Origin of the sequence: Paenibacillus sp. RRE4, from assembly GCF_031844205.1 — a bacterium.
Taxonomy (GTDB): Bacteria; Bacillota; Bacilli; order Paenibacillales; family Paenibacillaceae; genus Paenibacillus; species Paenibacillus xylanexedens_B.
In genome coordinates, this window is sequence record NZ_JAUZUT010000002.1 from 67,493 (window position 1) to 87,234 (window position 19,742).

Consider the following 19,742-nt stretch of genomic DNA (forward strand, 5'->3'; position numbering starts at 1 on the left):
TTATGTTCCCCCAAGCATTCAGAAAATCTTCGGCATACCCCATTGTAGAGGATTTCGCGGCAAAAAGAAAACTTACGTGCCTTACATTTTTGTCACCTGTTCCGAAGGTCGAACACCCAGGACATGCCGTTCAATTCCGGCAAGGTCGGGAACGATGATAATCTCCGGCCAATGCCCCGCCGATTCCAGCAAAGCCGCCACGTCATGAGCCTGGCCCATGCCCAGCTCAAAACCGACAATCTGCGGCGGCGCAGGCAGCAGCTTCAGCTGCTCTACCATGATGCGGTACGGGGCGAGCCCGTCCGGACCGCCATCCAGAGCGAGGCGCGGCTCATGATCGCGCACCTCCTGCTGCAACCCGGCGATATCTCCCGCCGGGATGTAGGGCGGGTTGGACACCAGAATGTCCAACCGCTCCCCGGCGAACGGGGCAAGCAGATCGCCTTCACGGAAGTCGATCTGTACGCCGTTCGCGGCCGCGTTGCGCGCGGCCACCTGCAGGGCATCCGCCGAGAGGTCCCCGGCGGACACCTGCCACTGCGGGCGAAGCGAAGCCATCGTGACCGCGATGGCACCGCTGCCCGTGCCGATGTCGACGGCGTGCACTGCACCGCCGTCGCCGGCAAACACACGGTCTGCTGCGCGTAGCACAGCCTCGACCAGCAACTCGGTCTCCGGCCGCGGAATCAGCACGGCCGGCGTGACCTCGAACGGCAGCCCGTAAAATTCCTGGCTGCCGATGATGTACTGCGCCGGCTCACCCGCAGCCTTGCGCGTGACGGCGTCCTCCCAGCGGCTACGAAGCCCGCTCGGGAACGGCTCCGGCTGCATCATGTAATACTGGGCGCCATAGACTCCCAGTACATGCTCCAGCAGCAGCCGTGCATTATTGTGCGGCTCGTACACGCCGCACTTCTCCAAAAAAGAGGAAGCCTCTACGAAGGCTTCCCGGCAACTCTGCTCCGGCGTCATTACAAACTGTCCGCCCGTCACAGATTATTCTCCTCTGTCCATCATCTCGGTCTGCTGAGCAATCGTCAGTGCAGACAAGATATCTTCAATCTCACCGTTCATGATTTGATCCAGCTTGTGCATCGTCAGACCGATGCGGTGATCGGTTACACGGCTTTGCGGGAAGTTGTACGTACGAATCCGCTCACTACGGTCACCCGTTCCCACTTTGCTTTTGCGCTCCACGGAGATTTTCGCTTCTTCTTCCATCCGTTTCATATCAAAGATACGTGTACGCAGAACCTGCAACGCTTTTTCTTTGTTGGAGTTCTGGGATTTACCATCCTGACACGTCGCTACGATACCTGTTGGTACGTGAGTTACCCGTACCGCCGATTTCGTCGTGTTGACCGATTGTCCACCGGCACCACTGGAACAGAACGTATCCACACGAATGTCTTTATCGTGAATTTCGATATCAAAATCCTCCGCTTCCGGCATTACCGCAACGGTTGAAGTCGATGTATGAATCCGTCCGCCGGATTCCGTTGTCGGGATACGTTGTACACGGTGTGCTCCGCTCTCGTATTTCATTTTGCTGTACGCGCCGCGGCCGTTGATCATGAATACAACCTCTTTGAACCCACCGAGGTCATTCGTGTTCACATCCATCAGCTCGACTTTCCAGCCTTGTGCATCCGCATAACGGGTATACATCCGGTACAGATCCGCCGCAAACAATGCCGCTTCATCTCCACCAGCCGCGCCGCGAATTTCCACAATAACGTTTTTGTCGTCATTCGGATCTTTCGGCAGCATGAGTACACGAATCAGATCATCCAGTTCTTTCTGGCGAGCGGACAATTCTTCAATCTCCATTTTGACCATCTCGCGCATCTCGTCATCCAGCTTCTCGCCTTGCATTTCCTTCGCCGCTTCCAAATCCTCGCTTACCTGTTTGTACTCATTATACGCATCGTATGTCGGCTGAAGATCGGATTGCTCCTTCGAATATTCACGAAGCTTTTTGTTATCACTAGCTACATCCGGGTCACACAAAAGCTCGCTCAGCTTGTCATAACGATCGGCCAATGCCTGCAATTTATCCAACATGTATAGTCACCTCACGTTTTTATTTTGTCTTAGCACATGCAGTCTTTCATATCGAACCAACATGCTCACTTGCTGTATATATCTATCATTCAAAATTCCACAAACCACAGGATTCTTCTGAATCCCCTGACCGCAGCATCTCATTCGAATTCTGAGTTATATGATCGACGTATAACCTCGCTACAACGTCATCAAATCCTTTACTTTTAAAGTGATATAAAGAAATCGCCTACCTCCTGAAAACCGCCGCCTCATCTTATCGATTACAACGAATAGTTAATCAAGGGTATACGACTCTTAATTATAGCATATGCTTATGCTTCTGAACAGCAACAGTTCATGGTGTAAACATGATTTTTTTACGTAAAACCACGATCCACCAAAATTCATGCTTTAGCCTTCATCTTCCCTGGAAACGCTCTTCACTTATCCGCGGCGCTAAAGCAATCCATCCTCCAATTGCTCGAGCACAACACTCCACCAGGTTTCTTCATGAAGCATACTTACAGGGTCTTTCTCTGTATAAAATAAACGAAGTTGCTTCACCGCTTCATCTCTTCCGGATTGCTCTTTTTTCTTCAAATGAGGTTTAATCTCTCCACGGCGGAACGCCTCCAGCTTCGCCTGCACTTGCTCCAGTGTCATGACACTCGGCTCATTCGTTTGGGAATGATCCTGTACAATTTCCCTGTATCTTCTTAGAAACGTTTGAAACAGGTGGATACTGCTGTTCATTACAGCATACTCTCCGCTCTGCACATCGATTCTATACAGTATGCCCGTTCCAGCTTCTAATCCGAGAATCGCTGTCTCCTCATCCCATTCATAACCGATGGGTAAGAGCGTTTTGAGTTCATCCCATGTGCTCATCAATCCCATATCCGGCATCGGATTAAAGCTGATCCCAAGGACATCCTCACCATCCAACGTAAGCTGTGGCAAGCCAGAATGAAGCAATAACTGCTGCGTTTCTTCGGATAAATCAGCCTTTCCTACAAGCAGAGGATTATATCGAATATACCGAGACGTTATATCCACTCTTGCCACCTCCTGCACAGGTACTTCTTTTCTTTCTTTTATTATATCCATCATGGGTAAACAATCCAGTGAAAACGTCATCAAACTTGCATAAACTGACCTGTCGTTTCGGGGTAAAATGAAAACAAAAACAGCACTATTCCCCCGCGAAAGAGCGTAGTGCTGTTCTTTATTTTAACCGGTAAGCCTATGAGGGCTGACCCGTCTTTAATCTGTTTTTTTAAGATTACACGTTGAAACGGAAGTGCATCACGTCGCCGTCATTCACCACGTACTCTTTACCTTCCAGACGCAGTTGACCGCGTTCTTTGGCGCCGTTCATGGAACCTGCTGCTACCAGATCGTCATATGAAACAACCTCTGCACGGATGAATCCGCGTTCGAAGTCGGTGTGGATAACACCCGCTGCGCCAGGCGCTTTCGTTCCTTTACGGATGGTCCATGCACGAACCTCTTGTACACCCGCCGTAAAGTACGTGTACAGGCCGAGCAATTTGTAGGCCGCTTTGATGAGCAGGTTCAGACCGGATTCCTCAATACCCAGCTCTTCGAGGAACATTTGTTTATCTTCGCCTTCCAGTTCGGAGATTTCTTCCTCCACCTTTGCACTGATTGGCACCACTTCTGCGTTTTCCGCAGCAGCGAATTCTCTTACTTTTTGCACGTAAGCATTGTTCGCTACGTCACCAATTTCGTCCTCAGCCACGTTTGCAGCATACAGAACTGGCTTCAGCGTAAGCAAGTGCAGATCACGTACGATCAGGCGCTCTTCATCCGACAATTCCATGCTACGTGCAGGCATGTCTTCATAAAGAACCGCTTTGACTTTCTCCAATACTTCCACTTCCTGAGCAGCCGTTTTGTTGCCGCCCTTCATGTTTTTCTTGGAGCGATCGATTTTTTTCTCGACACTCTCGATATCCGCCAGAATCAACTCCAGGTTGATCGTCTGGATGTCGCTGATCGGATCGATTTTGCCATCCACGTGAGTGATGTTCTCATCGACGAAACAACGTACCACGTGTACGATTGCATCTACTTCACGGATGTGGGCAAGGAACTTGTTGCCAAGGCCTTCGCCTTTGGAAGCTCCGCGTACCAAACCTGCGATGTCTACGAATTCAAATGCGGTAGGAACCGTTTTTTTCGGTTCAACCAGTTCTGTCAATTTGTCCAAACGCTCATCCGGTACTTCAACGATCCCCACGTTCGGGTCAATCGTACAAAACGGATAGTTCGCCGACTCGGCACCTGCTTGTGTAATTGCGTTAAACAATGTAGATTTACCAACGTTCGGCAAACCAACGATCCCAGCTTTCAAAGCCATGTATATGACAACTCCTCATTCATTACTTGTTCGGTATGGATAATCCTATCCATTATATATGACAAACCCCAAGGCATCAAGGAACTTCGCCGACCCGATATCTCGTGGGACAACCGAATCTTCACATGTTGCTGCAGATGAAGGGCAACCATATCATCGGCGGACATCCACATCTTCAATTCCCTGGTTCTTACTGGCCTTTGATTTCCTTGTACATCGTCAAGTCCGTCACTTCATATCCCATTTTGCGATACAAGCTGCTTGCCCGCACATTATGTCCAAACACATGCAGCCCAATGCGATCCACCCCAAGACTTCGCGCGGTCTTTTCGAGTGCATCCATCGTTTCTGTGCCGTACCCTTTGCCGCGATATACTTCTTCCACCACGATATCCAGCAGAAAAGCTTCTTTCCCGCGCCGATTCTCCGTAATGTTAAACCAGAGGTATCCGACAATGCCGTCTACCGGATGCATCAGATTAAACACATATGCCCCCGGCGTCTCTAATCCTTCCGGCAGATAACGCTCATACGATTCCTCTGCCCGCTCTAGTGCCTCTTCCGGCGCCCATGTTCCTGCTTCTACTTTTTCCTGTGCAAAATCTTCAATCGAACGGCTGCGAAAACTCGCGAATTGTTTCGTATTCATTGGAGACAGTTCCATGTTATTTCCTCCCTGATCTAGGTGTGATCCCTTCGGTGTGAATGTTAGGATGATCTACAATTATCTTTATGTACAGTTTAGAACCGCCTCAAAGCACCGCACTGCATGAAATTCATCAAATGAACCTTATTCCAGGCACCTCAACTTTTTTATTATCTTGAGCACTCATCCTATTTGGCTTCACACGTTCCAAACATATATCCTGTTGATCTGCCGTTTCTCCTTCATATCACCTTCGTATTATACCTTATTCGTTGAAATTAAACTGTAAAATGATGCGCCAGTACAAACTTTCACACGCAACTCTGCGTTTATATCTTTTATACAATACACCCGTATAAAATTATTGAATAGAAAGGAAGGTTTGACCATGCACACCAGACCACGTCGTCCCATTTCCAAAATAAAACTAATGATTGCCCTTGGCCTGATCCTTGCACTGGGTACCGTTGTAGTGATGAGTTTTCTGAATGCCATCGATCCGTTCCGCAAACTCAGAATTACGATTGATAATCAGTCAGACTATGACATTACTCAGATTCAGACAGGCATAACCCATTTGAATCAACCCGTTCTCGACGCAAGCACAGCAGATAAAACAGAAGATTCCGACCTGCTCTATACCTTTAGCGAGGAAATCGTTAGCGGGGAAAAAGTAAAGTTTACTCCAAAGCTACAATTTCTAGGCGAAAGCTCCGTCTACGTCATACTTAAGGACAGTCGCGGCAAAACCTATACAAAAACAGCCTGTGGATATACAGAATCTGTGTCAGGAACTTCCCTCATCACGATAACTAACGAGAATATCACCGTGAAGGAAAATTGTACTTAAATTGAATGTATCTCTTTCTTCGTATCTACCTATGTTAAAATATAAGGACGAGCGACCGGCCAAAGTTTCTCGCCCAGAGGTCGATGGATTACTCCATCGGCTTTAACCTTTTAACATGATTGTACATATTAATGAGTTCATCCAGCACCATAGATTGGTGGATCACCTGAGGGTGAAGAAGCTCGCCGTACTCCGTCTTTATCTGGTGGAGTTTCTCCCTTGCTTCCTCGATCCGCAGTTTGAGTTCGTCCCGCTCCATAACACCCCTCCCTGCTGTACCATTGTAGGACATCCTGCTAATTAGCAGAAATTCAAATAAACTCCAACAGGGGCTATTTCACTCTTGATAAAATAGGGAAAGTTCTAAACAATAAGTGGAACACAAAAAACCCCCTTCGCAGTAGAGAAGTTACTTCTACTCAGGGAGTTGCTCAGAAGATTTATCACTCAAAGACACTTGCAAACTAACCTCCAAGACCATGACTATTGGTTGTCATTCGGGTATCTGATTGATTTTCAGTACCTTCTTTTACTGGAGTTGGAACAGTTAGTATAATGACTACACTACATATTGCTATAAGAGAAACTAATTTTTTTATCATTGAGATTTTGCACCTCACTAATTAGATGTTGATACCGCATTATTAGGGAATCGGATGCATACCTTCGGTTTTTTTCAAATAACCCAACACAGAAATATCTAACATCCTTTTCAAATTCAGCATTAGGAAAATGTTTAACTCCCCATCCCGTGACCATTCGTTGTTATGATTACAGGAGGTTCTTTCTCAATAGGAACAACTGGAGTAATAGGAATGACTCCTCCTAAGGTGATACTACATAAAACAATAATCGCTGCCAGCTTTGTTTTCATGTTCAGACCTCCTGAATTAATTGACTGTATTGCAGTTTAACTTCTTCAACTGCATAACTCCTGAATTTCTCAAACTCCTTTATACAGTCCAAAATTCCATCTTTATTTCTGATTCTGATTGCAAAATCCAACCCATTCAGAATTGCCCCAAAACCTTTAATGTATCTTTCTCGCATTAAGTAGTATTTCCCTAGATTGATAAGCAACGCTCCGTACTGATCACTTGTATATTGCTCACTGATTTTTCCTATACGGCTATTCTGTTCTTGATACGTTGTATAAGACTCATACTGGTTGAGAACAAGATCAACGTTAATATCAAAACGGTTTGCTGCACTTACTATTGCGCATAGAGCGGGGAAAATCTCTTTCTCTTTTTTGGAGATATAATTCAGATAATCTTGTATGACCTCTGTCTTACCAGACATCAATTCATACAGGTAACGATTCCCCTCTGCCCATTCCTCGAATTGGCGGATAACAACAATCTCCTCTTCTTTAGGCCTAGTTACCCAGCTAGCATCAGCATAGGAAGAAACAAACTGGAGTCCTTCTCTATATTCTTCATAAAAAAAACAAGCTTCTCCTAAAGCCAAGTCAGCATAAAGCACGTAAAATAGCACCTGTTTTTTTGATCTATGCTCCACAACTTTTGCATTCTTATTAAACTCATACTGTATCATTGCTTTTATTTTTAATTGCTCAGCAAATATCCTAACCTTATCCCATCGACGCAAGGATGCATAGACATTAATCAGGTCATTTAATCCATCAAGCTGATAAGGCTCATCTAAACGATCCACAAAAAATTCAAACTGTGTGGCAAGTGCTAGGTTACTCATCTGATCTTTGGAAAGTCCAATCGTAAACAACCGATACTGACTTAGCGCCAACCGTTCCGAATGCTGCATCTTCTCACTCTCAGCTACGCAACGATAGAGAGGTCTAGCTGCTATCAGCCTCCCTTCATGGTATAACTGCTCTGCCAACTCAAATAAGAGTGGAGCATAAGACAGATTATCCATAATTAGGTTAACAGCTTCTTCCATATATTTAACCTTATCAAGTTCCGCACAACGATACAAAAATGGTCTTAACCTTCGCCAATCTGGGCTTGAATGCACAAAACACTCTTGTATGTATAAATCGTAAAAATAACCTTCCTCCAACCTCATACCTTCCGTAATCCGATCTAGTTGTTGCATACCGATAGGGCGGCTCCCATTCAACGTCCCGCTTAACGTACCAGAATTAACACCTGAAATTTCTGAAAATTGATTAAGAGTCATATGATTTGTTTTCAAATAAATTTCTAAATGTTCACGTATTGTGGTATTTGAGTTCAACGGGAACACCACCTTCCAATCAATAATTAAGCAACGGTCAATAAAATCATACTATAAGATTGTGTGAATTAGCAATATTTTACTTGTAAATATTTTACTAAACAATAAGTGTATACTACTGATCAATTTTTAAGTTAATGTCGATCCGTTCTGGAGTCCATAATAGGATATCCGTAAGAAATGACAATCCATCCATTCCACTCAATCTGTTCACGATGGATTTAATCATCTCTTGTGTATTTCCTGTAACATTCTCAGCGAGAATTATTCCTCAGAATGACCATAAATATAAAAATGCATTAGCAAGAGAAGCGAAAGTTCGACCTAACTTGATCTATGATTTGTGCGAGGGAAAAACAAAGAGTCTTGACCTAGATACTTTAAACAATATTGTAAACACGTTGCGATCAATGACAGGAAATGATTACTCTCTTACGGACGTGCTTGTGTACGGACCAGAAGATAAATAAACTGTATTACACACGTAACAAAGAACTTGAAAAGTACACTTTTAAACATAAGAAACACCCAACCCCATCTGATTAGATACAAGATGGAGTTGGGTGTTTTTATCATTTCTATGATACGGAAACAAATGTATGGAAGATGTTCTTCGTAGATCAAGTCAATCAACACGGAGTGCGACGGGTGGCAGGGGCAGGGGAAACCTACGAAATCAATTTCAATCAACGCACTCCATACGGAGTGCGACGCACAGATTCGTGGGCGTCTCCAGAAACTTATTTTATTTCAATCCACGCACTCCATACGGAGTGCGACCTCCAACTCAAAATTACCAAGTTGAGTATTACCAGTAATTTCAATCCACGCACTCCATACGGAGTGCGACGTTTACAATGCTATAATAGCAATATATACCACGCTAATTTCAATCCACGCACTCCATACGGAGTGCGACAGCGAAAAAAGACGTAGTAAAGTTGTAACATCTAATTCGCATGACGTATCTTCTTCATATTATATCAATCAACCTTACCATTGACTTCAAAACACTCCAATTTGATCACAAACTGTTGCCAAAAGGTCACGAAAACATTAGAATATTGGTGCGAATCTCCCAGGGAAATCATGTGAGCTTGGGGTTCGCACCACGAAATCTCCTTCAGTAAACACACTACATTCCTACATCGAACAATCATCAAGTGCCAAATGGGACTCCACGAATTCTAACGATCACCAGCGACGCTATTTGCCTCTTTTTGATTACTTTGAAATTCTAACGATCACCAGGGAGCTTATTTACTTGAAAAGCCACGTTTTTAGCCCAGTTTTGCAGGTTTTCGCACCAATAGCGCTTCTGGTGATCGTTAGATTTGTACACACCGCAAAAAGCGCAAAATAAGGTTCTGTGAGATCGTTAGAACTACTAAAGCGATACAGCCACGCCACTAACTAACCTTAGTTCGTCCACTCCGACTCCTCGGCGTCCATATGCCATGCTCACCAATATATCCTCTTCCCAGTGCGCCCCAGTATCTCCAGCATCTCCGGCAACACGGTCACCACTGTCCTCAGCGCACAGCCAACTGCGTGATGCCCTGTAATCATCAGCCATTGGATAGTATGTAGCTTGCAGCTCTCAGCAAGGGATGCTCCGCTTCATGACAAGGTGGTCAGTCAAATCTCAATCTCTTTTGTAAAATTAAAATGCGCGCCAGCAGCGCTGCTACCAGTCCGTCACCCAACTCCCCTAACATTACCGCCGCTCAACCAGACGTTCTGTCCGCTTCACCTCTGCAACGCTGCCTGCGCCGATGCCAAACATGACGGTGCGTAGCTCGAATTCGACCTGCTCCAGCCGCTCGGACAGTGCTTCGTCCGAGATGACGGCGGATTCGAGCAACGATCGGCCAAAGCCTGCGAGGTCGGCACCGAGCGCGAGCGCTTTGGCAGCATCCACGCCAGTGTACAGTCCGCCGCTACCGATCACCGCCCCATCGGGGTTCAGCGCGCGCACGTTCTGGATGCATTCGGCTGTCGGAATGCCCCAATCGGCAAAAGCTTCCGCAGCCGCCCGGCGTACCGGGTTATTGTTGCGATACTTCTCCACCTGTACCCAGCTTGTACCACCTGCGCCAGCCACATCGATGAAGGCTACGCCCGCTTCGTACAGTCGCTGTGCCGTCACGCCATCGATGCCAAAACCAACTTCCTTGACGCCGACAGGCACGTCCAGCTCACGGCACAATGTCTCAATCCGGTGATATAGGCCGCTGAAGTTTGTATTGCCTTCGGGCTGGAATACTTCCTGCAGCGTGTTCAAATGAAGTACGAGCAGATCCGCGCCGGCGATATCCACGGCACGCTGGAAATCAGCTGTGCTGAAGCCATAGTTCAGCTGAACCGCGCCCAGGTTCGCGATGACCGGGATGTCCGGTGCCCAGCGACGGACATCAAATGTGCTTGCGAGCTCCGGCTGCTCCACGGCAGCCCGGATCGAGCCTACCCCGAGCGCCCAGCCTCGGGCGTTCGCTACCCGTGCCAGGCGCTCATTGATCGCGCCTGTGGTTTTGCTTCCACCCGTCATCGAGCTGATGAGCAAGGGTGTGCGCATTTTTTTGCCAAGGAACGAAGTGTCCAGATTCACCTCTTCAAAGTCCAGCTCAGGCAGAGGATGGTGACGAAACGCATACTTCTCCAGTCCGCTCGTTATGCCTTCTCCTGCTACATTCTCCTCCAGACAGAGGCGCACGTGCTCCAGCTTCCGTTCTCCCGTTGCCATTTCAGGCAGCAGCCGTCTACCGGCTCGCTCTTGTTCGTTCATGATGAGACCTCCTATGTGAGAATGATGTGCTGAGTTGCTCTATAACTCCTGTTTCTATGTAAATGCGGTTGCAATGGACTGGGAGAAATCACTCACCGTGTTCCATCCACTCACACCTATTCAATAAATCTTCCTTGTGTCCTTAATCGCTCGGCTTATTCATTCGGTTCTTAGACAAACCATATAGGGTAGTGTCCATCAATGGACAACTCTATCCAGTATACCGTTCCTCTCAACCTATTGAAAGGACACTCCAAAACCCCCATGATCTCAAACATGAATTCATTAGAATTTCGGAGCACCTATTTTCCTTATTAAAGCCTCGAATCAACTATGCTACATTGTTAGACCTTGCAACCCTTGTTCTACCTCATAAATTCATTGAATTGATTAACTTCATCGAAGTTTCAGCACACCTGGTCCTCCCCGCACCTGCCCTACCTCCCCAGCTCCGCCGCAAGTTGCTCTCCCACAAGCTGGCCGGACAGCGTAACAATCGGGGTTCCGCCGCCAGGGTGGGTTGTGCCGCCAACGTACCAGAGTCCGTGGACATCTTTGCTCTGATTGCCTGGTCGCATGAAAGTCTGTTTCACCGAATTGGAGGAAATGCCATAAATCGACCCTTGATGAGCTAGCGTCTCTCGTTCAATATCTTGCGGTGTATAACAAATTAACACTTCCGATTCTTTCAATCCGCCAATACCTCGCGCCTCCAATTGTTCCAGCACAAGCTCACCGTAACGATATTTCTGCTCTTCCCAGTTCCACGCTTGAGACAAATACGGTGCATTCACCAGAATGAACAGATTGCTGGCCCCTTCCGGAGCCATACCTTCTTCCGAGTAACCAGAGTAACAGATATATATCGTCGGATCGGAAGGCATCCTGCGGTCACGGAAAATATCATCAAACTCCGGCTTGTACTGCTCCGGGAAAAAGACGGTATGATGGAGCAACTGATCGTATTGCCTGCGTACCCCGGCCAGGGTGACAAAGCCTGAAATGGACGGTTCATATTTTGCGATCCGGGCATCACTCAACCGTTTCCGATGCTCCGGCGCGAGCAGTAGCCTGTTTACACTAAGCACATCTCCATTGGCCACGATCTGCTCCGCTTCCATAAAGCCCCGATCCGTATCCACGCCGATCACCTTGCCATGCCGAACCACGATCTGATGCACCTCTACACCCGTCAGAATCTGCACACCTTTTTCCTGCGCAAGCCGGGTCATGCCCTCAATCAGCTGATACGTTCCGCCTTTGACCCCGTAGATGCCTACCTCTGCTTCCACATGACCCATCATGGCAAAAATGGAAGGCGACAGATACGGCGATGATCCTACATACGTGGCGTACCGCCCGAACATGGCGAGTGTGTGCGGATGGCTGAAATACCTGCGCAGCAGTTTATCCAGTCTGACTGTAGGCCGCACCCGAAGCAGACTGCGCAACATCTGGAGATTGTATTTATCGGACGGGTTCAGCAGCAATTTGCCGAGAAAATGACGATTCGCCTCCGCATACAATGCGGCAGATTCATCCATAAACGCATCATAACGCAAGGCATCCTCTGGACTGTACGCAGCAATCTGCTCTTTCATCCAGCCGCGGTTTCTAGACAGATCAACCACTGTTCCATCCGCAAAAACATTACGTGTCCGAGGCTCCAGCTCGTACAGTTGCACATAGTTCTCCATCGCCACGCCTGCCCGATCAAAAACCGAGCGAAACGCATCCGGCATCGTAATCGTGCTCGGCCCGCGGTCAAAATGATACCCGTCCTGCTGGATCTGTTGCAGCTTGCCGCCCACATGCGCCTGGCGCTCCAAAATGGTTACCCGCAAGCCAGCCGAAGCCAGGCGAATCGCACAGGACAGACCGCCGAAGCCTGCCCCGATAATAATAACATCCTGTTTTAAGCTCCCACTTGAAGCTTCTACCCGGTGCCCGATATCCATTTTCATCCCTTTTTCCAGCACCATTCCTGCTCCTTTACTACCTTCTCCTGTACCTTTGTCTAACTCTGTATCTTCTGAACCGTCACCATTCCCATTCCCTTGTACACTCTGCATCAGCTATAACGCCTGCCTTTCCATACATACCCTTTACCAGATCGACCTGCCTGCCATGAGGCCAGACCAATAGCAATCACACACGCCATGCTAATCGGTTGAAAAAGAGCAAGCCACCATGGCTGACCTCCCACATGATCGGACACCCGTTTTACAGCCATGCCAAGCAACGTGCCTATGAAACCATACAGAGATGACGTTTCACTGCCCGTTATTAGCCCTAGAACCAGACCCAGCGGCGGCACAATATACATCACAAAATACATCAGCATCATCCCAAGCAACAGCACGTCTTTGCGTCCCATGCCTTCATACATATTTTTCTTATATCCGTTCCATACCTCTGCACCGTTCTGATACATCCGCGTACTCGTTACATCGTGGACATCCGCCAGCATCACGGGATAACCGGCACGTTTCACCGCTTTGGCGAGACTCATGTCGTCCACCAGATGCCCTTGAATCGCTGCATGACCGCCGGATGCTTCATAACTTGTTCGATGAATGAGCAAAAAAGCCCCCGTAGCGGCGACAAACATCGGACTTGCCGATCTGCGTATCATAAAAATAGGAAGATGGCTAATGATCGTAAACATCATCATGGGCACAACAAGCTTTTCCATCCAGGTCTTCGCGACCTGATACGGAAATCCGGTAACCAGCCCGCCGCCCTGCGCACACCCCGCGGCAAGTGTCTGCCGAATGGCATCCGGCTTGACCCGAACGTCCGCATCCACGAACATAAACCATTCCCCCTGCGCCTCCTGAACCAACCGGTGACAGGCATGGGATTTCCCCATCCAGCCCGCAGGTAGCTCTGTACCACGAAGCAGGCGTACGCGTGAATCTTGCTGGGCAATCGCCTGAACCAAAGCGGCGGTTTCATCTTCGGAGCGGTCGTCCAGTACCAGCACTTCCATACGAAACCCCTTCGTATCGCTGGCAAGCACACTTTCCAAGCATGCTTCAATATGTATTCGTTCATTTCTAGCGGGAATCAATACCGAAACAAGCTGATCGGATGGCACGATATTCCCCTTACGGAATGATCGTACTTTGGGCAGGCAAGCAGCATTCCACACCGCAAAAAGCAATTGTAGCAACAGCCCTCCCACCAGACACATCCACAACATCTCAGATGCATTCATGCTCTCATTCATGTTATCGGTTCACCCGCTTTCGTGCCGCATCGTATTTTTCACTAGTGGAGCGAATTCCCCGAATCAGAGGCTGTGCATCTGGCAGACTTCCTTGTCCAAGCTGAATTAACGTTGCTCTATGATCATTCAGTTGTTGCTCCAGCACATGTCCCAGCCGATTAGCAATCTCTTCACTTCTCCACGTTTTCCAATCTTCCACAATCGGCAAGCCGGCCTTCATTGAGATTTCCGGTAGGTCATGCTGAACCATGCCATGACATAAGGTGACGGGCACCGCAACAGCCTGCGGAAAACGACGAAGCACGAGTCCGATGCCCGGACGGAACTGAATCGGCCGAGCCTCCTGATGCAGAATTTCACCCTGCGGGAATATCCAGACCCTTTTGCCGGCAGCCAGCAACTCATTCGTATATTGCAACGATGTCCGAACACCCGATGCACTGTCCTTGTTAATCGAATACGCCCCGAGTTTGCGAAAAAAAGCATACTGCCGAAGCTGTCGCTCCTCCATCATCACATAATGATCCCCACGCGAAGTTTGCTTCGCCGCATGATACAGGAGCAGACCATCCCACCATGAGCTGTGGTTCATGAAATAGACAACGGGCTGATCCGGTGCCATAGGTAGTAGCCCATCCACGCCGTTACGATCTACCATATGTGGATCGAGCGAACCCGAGAGCGTAAACGAACGAAAACGTCTGCGTAGCAAATAATAATGGTTGTACAGCGAGAAGACTCGGTCAAACGCTTTGGACTTTACGGCGCGAATCATACAGCCAGCTCCCCTCGGCAAGCAGCACACCTGCAATGGCGATGATGAAGCTGCCTGTTATACCTTCCTTTAGCGCAAGCACGCCAAACAGAAGGATAAACAGCTGGTACAGCCATTTTGCCCGAAGTAAGGAACGCCCGTCCTTAGGCATCGCCGGCAAAAAGAGAGACAGAAATGCCCCCATAATGAACCAACTGATGTAGTTTGTCCACGGAACACCGTAGAACCCGCCCGGTGCCTGCCATTCCCAGAATCCCCTTGCATGGGCGACAGGGTCGAGTACGAAATCCAGCACAATTGCCCAAAATCCCGTTTTGAGGGCTCGCACCAACTTACCACCCCAAGTCGATCCACCGCCACTAATTAGCGCCGAGTTGCCAACGACTGCGATCCAGGCGAATCCAAGTGTTACCGGTACACTGAACAGATGGATGCCGAAGAAGTCGGAATAGGCATACTCGCCAAAAGGCCAGTGTGTATGTACACCGATCCACTCCACGCCCATCCCGCCCAGCCAGATAATAAAGGACGATATCCAGAGGCCGGGCCGTAGCCACTTGACTGACTGGTCGGACAGGTCAGATCGGCGATGTTGCTGATATATAAGGTCAAGCACATACAACGCGTAGAATACAAGAAATAGCCCATTAGAGAAGGATAACGCCTCAGGCACACCAATCGTAAGCATCAGGATGGCACCTATGGCGTACCATACCCAGTATACCCACTGAACCATCAGGATACCGCCATTCGGGAAGCTTGATACGCCAGCATCGGATATCGTTTCACAATCGCACCCAGCATCTCCAGTTTCAATTCATCGCTGACATACGCTCGTTTCGTGTACACATCATAGTCGTTACGCTCCACGGCGTGCAGGATCGTGGAATAGAAGGCCGCGGCTAACTCAATCGAAAAGGCGCTCTCAACCGGATAGGTGTCCAGACGATCCATGCCGATCCGGAACCAGTTCAGCGCTGCCGCTTTCAGATCCTGAATAATGGCGATAAATCTCTCATCCACAATGCCGTCTTCCCAGTCCTGTTCGGAGTATCCGTGTTTCTCCATGATCTCAAGCGGTACATAACGGCGCATTCTGGCCCGGTCTTCCCCCACATCCCGAATAATGTTCACAATCTGCATGCCTTTGCCCAGTGCGATGCCATTCATCGCTACTTCCGCACCGTTATCATTACGCAGCACAGGTAGCAGCATCTCGCCTACGGTTCCGGCAACCAGATAACAATAGTGCTCCAGCTGCTCCAGCGTTGTATAATGGGTCACTTCCAGATCCGTTAATTGGCCTTCCATCTGACGAAAAAACGGGCCTTTGTCCAGATGAGGGAAGTTGCTGAACAGCCATCTCAGTGCCGGCCAGATAAAGTGCCCCTCCGCTTCTTCGAGGTGTTCAAATAAATCACGAATCTCATGGATCGTATACGTTGATTGCTCCGGCTCATCCACGCTGTCATCAATCATGCGGCAAAAAGCATAGATGACATATACCGCCTCCCGGCGGGGACTTGGCAGGCCTTTAAACGCCTGATAAAAAGACGAGGAACCCTTCTGCATCAACTCTTCACACCTGCTCAAAATTGCTTCGTTCATTTCCCCATCTCCTTCATGAGTTGATTGACAGCCATCCTTGCGCCTTGCATGACGATGGGCACGCCGCCTCCTGGATGTACCGATGCTCCGGCAGCGTACAAGCCTTGTATCTGTGAAAAAGGCTTGGGTTGCGGTCGATACACACCCGACTGAAACAGGACAGGTGCAATGCCAAAGCTTCCTCCACCGTATAGGCCATCACGCGCGGCGTCAGCAGGTGTACGTACTTTTTTCCACTGCAACGCTGCACGGAGTCCCGGGAATCCCCGCTCTTCTGCTTCTTCCAGCACACGTTCCGCCAGCGCTTCACTCTCCTGTTCCCAGTCCACGCCTTCAGCGTCCGGTACCGGAATGAGGAAATACAGTACACTCTGTCCCGGAGGTGCAGCCGTCTCGTCCACCGCAGCCGGGTTGAATACGTAAAATGATGGCTTGGCCGGAATACGGCGCTCGTTGAACACTTGGCGCAAACTACCATCCAGGCTTGGTGGCAAGAAAAACTGATGCGTTGTGGCATCCTCCCACCGTTTATCTACTCCGGCGTAAATCAGCACACACCCCGATGAAGGGCGATACGGCTTACGTTTCAAGGGTGCTTCTGGCACCTGCTTCAAGAGCTGATTCAAGTTCGGAAAATCTCCGTTGTAGATTACGGCATCCGCCTTTTCAGCACCGTCAGCCGTTTCAATCCCCTCGCACACTCCTTTATGAATCTTCAGTCCGGTGACTTCTGTGTTCAGCTTGATCTTTCCGCCACGTGAGAGCAGTTCCTGCTCCAGAATAGCGGGCAAAGCCGCGTAACCACCCTTCACCATCCAGATGCCATATTCGTGTTCGGCGTAAGGAAGCAACGAGTAAATCCCAGGTGTACCAAAGGGCGATCCACCGATATACAAGCTTTGCAGCGAATACGCATCGAGCAATTCTTCATGTTCAAAATAATCCCCTACGGCCTTCCGCACACTCTTGTGTGCACGCAGCTTGCCCATAAGCGACATGAGCGAAGGGGTGAAGAAATCCCTTTTGCGCGGAAACATCTGTTCCAGAAACGCTGCCCGGCCTGCGGGAAACAACGTGTCCATATCCTTCATGAATCTCGTAAATCCTCGGCCTTCTCCCGGGAATAACCGTTCAATCTCGGCCGTCTGCTCCATCCGGTCTGTCTTCTTGGTCATGACACGTCCACTGTGATAGTGGACCCGGTATAACGGATCACAGCGCAACAACTCGACTTTGGAGCGATCGACACCGGCCTCTTCCAGAATGCCAAGCAACATCTCGGGCAGGAGGACAATGGTCGGCCCCTGATCAATCCGGTAATCGCCCTCCTGTTCAAAAGCAATCCGCCCACCTACACGGGAACCTCGTTCGTATACCGTAACATCCCATCCCTGACGGTTCAGCAACAAAGCTGAGGTGAGTCCTCCAATCCCGGCTCCTACAACAGCAGCCCGCTTCATGAGTTTCCTCCGGCCTGGGCGGTCTTCACGTAGGAGGATGGCTTGGCACGTCTTCGCGCATCCTCTTCCTGAATCAATCTGACACTGATTCGTGCCGATTCAAAGATCGTCGGTAAGCCGCTACCCGGGTGTGTACCTCCACCCACCAGCCAAACCCGTTCCAATTCCTCGAACTGATTGTGCGGTCTCAGATACATCATCTGGCCCAGGTTGTGTGCCATATTAAACGTTGCTCCCTGGTATACATCCAGTTCATTTTGCCAATCCAGCGGGGTAAACAGCATGCATTCTTCAATCCGCCCGCGAATGTCTGCCAGCTCGGGAATCGCTTCGAGCCGCTTCAACATATCTTCCTGCACCTTTGCTCGTTCTGCCTCCCAATCGATGTCTCCTGTGAGGTTTGGTGTCGGCATCAGCACATAAAGTGCAGATTTTCCTGCCGGAGCGAGTGTCGGATCGAGCCTGGATGGGTTATGAACATATAGAGACGGGTCTGCCGATAAAATTTTGTGCTTCGTGATCTCATCAACGTTCACCCGATAGTCTTCTGGAAAATAGATCGAGTGATGCGGCAGGTCGATCTCGCCATCTACACCGAGATACAACATGGCTGTGGAACAGGAATATTTTTTCCGTTTCATTTTTTCGGGTGTATATTTTTTAAGTACGCCAGGTTCGAACAAATGGTTCACTGCATGGGCAAAGTCGGCATTGACCACGACATGATCAGCTTCAATCCGTTCGCCGTTTTCAAGCAGTACACCCTCGGCGCGACCATTGCGAACAATAACCTGTTTCACCGGTGTACGGGTGTGAATGCGTCCGCCATTCTCCTCAACAACATCCGCCATCGCCTGGAATACCCGATTCACGCCGCCGATGGGATGGAACAGTCCATATTGGTGTTCGATAAACGACAGGATCGTAAACGTTCCGGGACAATCCCACGCGGACATTCCCAAATATTTGGACTGGAATGTAAACGCCCAGCGCAGACGTTCGTCGGTAAAGTACCGGGAAAGAATGCCGTAAACTGTATTATTTATATCCAGTTTAGGTAGAGCCGTAATCGCATCTTTACGTAAATAATCGGTGAGTTTGCCAAACGGACGTCGGAGCAGTGGCATCACTTTCCCAAACTTCACTTCTTCGTCCCGCATGTACCGGAGGTAATTCTCTTCATTGCCGGGGAACAGCTCTTTGATCTGCGCCGCGGTATCCTCCCGATTGCGTGAAGGCGTGAACACCTTATCTCCAAAGTTCAAAGCGTACAGCGGGGTCAGTTCTTTCATATCTACATAATCCGACAGTTTGCGTCCGACCACATCAAACATCTCTTCAATTAACTGAGGCATCATCAAAAAGGTAGCCCCGCGGTCAAACTTGTATTCACCAAGCTCCAGACGGGAAGAACGTCCGCCAATGGCTGGCTGTTTCTCGTACACATCAACCTCATATCCCTGACCGGACAGTAACATGGCTGCTGCAAGCCCACCCGGGCCTGCGCCAATGACGGCTGCACGTTTGCGTTGTTGATTCGGTATCATGCCACTCACCTTTCTATGTAGGACTATCTCTAGTTCTCAAGCCCCTAACCTATTATTAAACCGCCATGAAACACTTTAATCGGGTAAACTCAAAAACATTATACAAATCGTGTACAAATATTATACGACAAGTAAAACATAAAATGACCGACGGGTCAAATTAATTGTTTTTTCTATGTATGGATATATA

At 48.8% G+C, this 19,742-nt stretch carries 17 protein-coding genes; 1 reads left to right on the forward strand and 16 read right to left on the reverse strand.

Annotated elements, in window-relative coordinates:
- Nucleotides 1–81: 81 nt before the first annotated feature.
- The 5 genes from prmC to Q9R46_RS17495 form a co-directional block, all read right to left on the reverse strand.
- On the reverse strand, nt 82–972 hold the full coding sequence (gene prmC, locus Q9R46_RS17475) for a peptide chain release factor N(5)-glutamine methyltransferase (protein ID WP_311281280.1): 891 nt from the start codon (nt 970–972) through the stop codon (nt 82–84).
- Between the two features lie 24 nt (nt 973–996).
- Nucleotides 997–2,064, reverse strand: coding sequence for a peptide chain release factor 1 (gene prfA, locus Q9R46_RS17480; protein WP_123065296.1), 1,068 nt, complete (start codon nt 2,062–2,064; stop codon nt 997–999).
- A 438-nt stretch (nt 2,065–2,502) separates the two neighbouring features.
- A complete protein-coding gene (locus Q9R46_RS17485) occupies nt 2,503–3,102 on the reverse strand; it encodes an SUKH-4 family immunity protein (protein WP_311281088.1) in 600 nt (199 codons plus the stop codon).
- A gap of 226 nt (nt 3,103–3,328) precedes the next feature.
- Nucleotides 3,329–4,429 carry a redox-regulated ATPase YchF gene (ychF, locus tag Q9R46_RS17490; RefSeq protein WP_145334417.1) on the reverse strand — a complete coding sequence of 367 codons (1,101 nt, stop codon included), beginning with the start codon at nt 4,427–4,429 and terminating at the stop codon, nt 3,329–3,331.
- A 190-nt stretch (nt 4,430–4,619) separates the two neighbouring features.
- Nucleotides 4,620–5,093: a GNAT family N-acetyltransferase gene (locus tag Q9R46_RS17495; protein WP_311281089.1), complete on the reverse strand. Its 474-nt coding sequence runs from the start codon at nt 5,091–5,093 to the stop codon at nt 4,620–4,622.
- Nucleotides 5,094–5,463: 370 nt separating this feature from the next.
- On the opposite strand from Q9R46_RS17495, the gene Q9R46_RS17500 reads away from it, so the two are divergent.
- Nucleotides 5,464–5,925, forward strand: coding sequence for a hypothetical protein (locus tag Q9R46_RS17500; RefSeq protein WP_311281090.1), 462 nt, complete (start codon nt 5,464–5,466; stop codon nt 5,923–5,925).
- 88 nt (nt 5,926–6,013) lie between these two features.
- On the opposite strand, the gene Q9R46_RS17505 is transcribed toward Q9R46_RS17500, so the two are convergent.
- From Q9R46_RS17505 to Q9R46_RS17555, 11 genes are all read right to left on the reverse strand, one after another.
- Nucleotides 6,014–6,184, reverse strand: coding sequence for an aspartyl-phosphate phosphatase Spo0E family protein (locus tag Q9R46_RS17505; protein WP_311281091.1), 171 nt, complete (start codon nt 6,182–6,184; stop codon nt 6,014–6,016).
- Nucleotides 6,185–6,661: 477 nt separating this feature from the next.
- A complete protein-coding gene (locus Q9R46_RS17510; protein ID WP_311281092.1) occupies nt 6,662–6,799 on the reverse strand; it encodes a hypothetical protein in 138 nt (45 codons plus the stop codon).
- 2 nt (nt 6,800–6,801) lie between these two features.
- Complete coding sequence (locus Q9R46_RS17515; RefSeq protein WP_311281093.1) at nt 6,802–8,154, reverse strand: transcriptional regulator; 1,353 nt, start codon at nt 8,152–8,154, stop codon at nt 6,802–6,804.
- Between the two features lie 1,708 nt (nt 8,155–9,862).
- A complete protein-coding gene (fni, locus tag Q9R46_RS17520; protein ID WP_311281094.1) occupies nt 9,863–10,930 on the reverse strand; it encodes a type 2 isopentenyl-diphosphate Delta-isomerase in 1,068 nt (355 codons plus the stop codon).
- A gap of 437 nt (nt 10,931–11,367) precedes the next feature.
- Nucleotides 11,368–12,888 (reverse strand): phytoene desaturase family protein, encoded by a 1,521-nt coding sequence (locus Q9R46_RS17525; RefSeq protein WP_311281281.1) that lies wholly within the window; start codon nt 12,886–12,888, stop codon nt 11,368–11,370.
- Nucleotides 12,889–13,001: 113 nt separating this feature from the next.
- Nucleotides 13,002–14,162 carry a glycosyltransferase family 2 protein gene (locus Q9R46_RS17530; RefSeq protein ID WP_311281095.1) on the reverse strand — a complete coding sequence of 387 codons (1,161 nt, stop codon included), beginning with the start codon at nt 14,160–14,162 and terminating at the stop codon, nt 13,002–13,004.
- A 1-nt stretch (nt 14,163) separates the two neighbouring features.
- Nucleotides 14,164–14,937 carry a lysophospholipid acyltransferase family protein gene (locus Q9R46_RS17535; RefSeq protein ID WP_311281096.1) on the reverse strand — a complete coding sequence of 258 codons (774 nt, stop codon included), beginning with the start codon at nt 14,935–14,937 and terminating at the stop codon, nt 14,164–14,166.
- On the reverse strand, nt 14,906–15,673 hold the full coding sequence (locus Q9R46_RS17540; protein WP_145334403.1) for a carotenoid biosynthesis protein: 768 nt from the start codon (nt 15,671–15,673) through the stop codon (nt 14,906–14,908). The genes Q9R46_RS17535 and Q9R46_RS17540 overlap by 32 nt, the downstream gene beginning before the upstream one ends.
- A complete protein-coding gene (locus Q9R46_RS17545) occupies nt 15,673–16,545 on the reverse strand; it encodes a phytoene/squalene synthase family protein (protein WP_145414086.1) in 873 nt (290 codons plus the stop codon). Before Q9R46_RS17545 ends, Q9R46_RS17540 begins: the two co-directional genes overlap by 1 nt.
- Nucleotides 16,542–18,005: a phytoene desaturase family protein gene (locus tag Q9R46_RS17550; RefSeq protein WP_311281097.1), complete on the reverse strand. Its 1,464-nt coding sequence runs from the start codon at nt 18,003–18,005 to the stop codon at nt 16,542–16,544. Before Q9R46_RS17550 ends, Q9R46_RS17545 begins: the two co-directional genes overlap by 4 nt.
- Nucleotides 18,002–19,552, reverse strand: coding sequence for a phytoene desaturase family protein (locus tag Q9R46_RS17555; RefSeq protein WP_311281098.1), 1,551 nt, complete (start codon nt 19,550–19,552; stop codon nt 18,002–18,004). Before Q9R46_RS17555 ends, Q9R46_RS17550 begins: the two co-directional genes overlap by 4 nt.
- Nucleotides 19,553–19,742 lie beyond the last annotated feature (190 nt).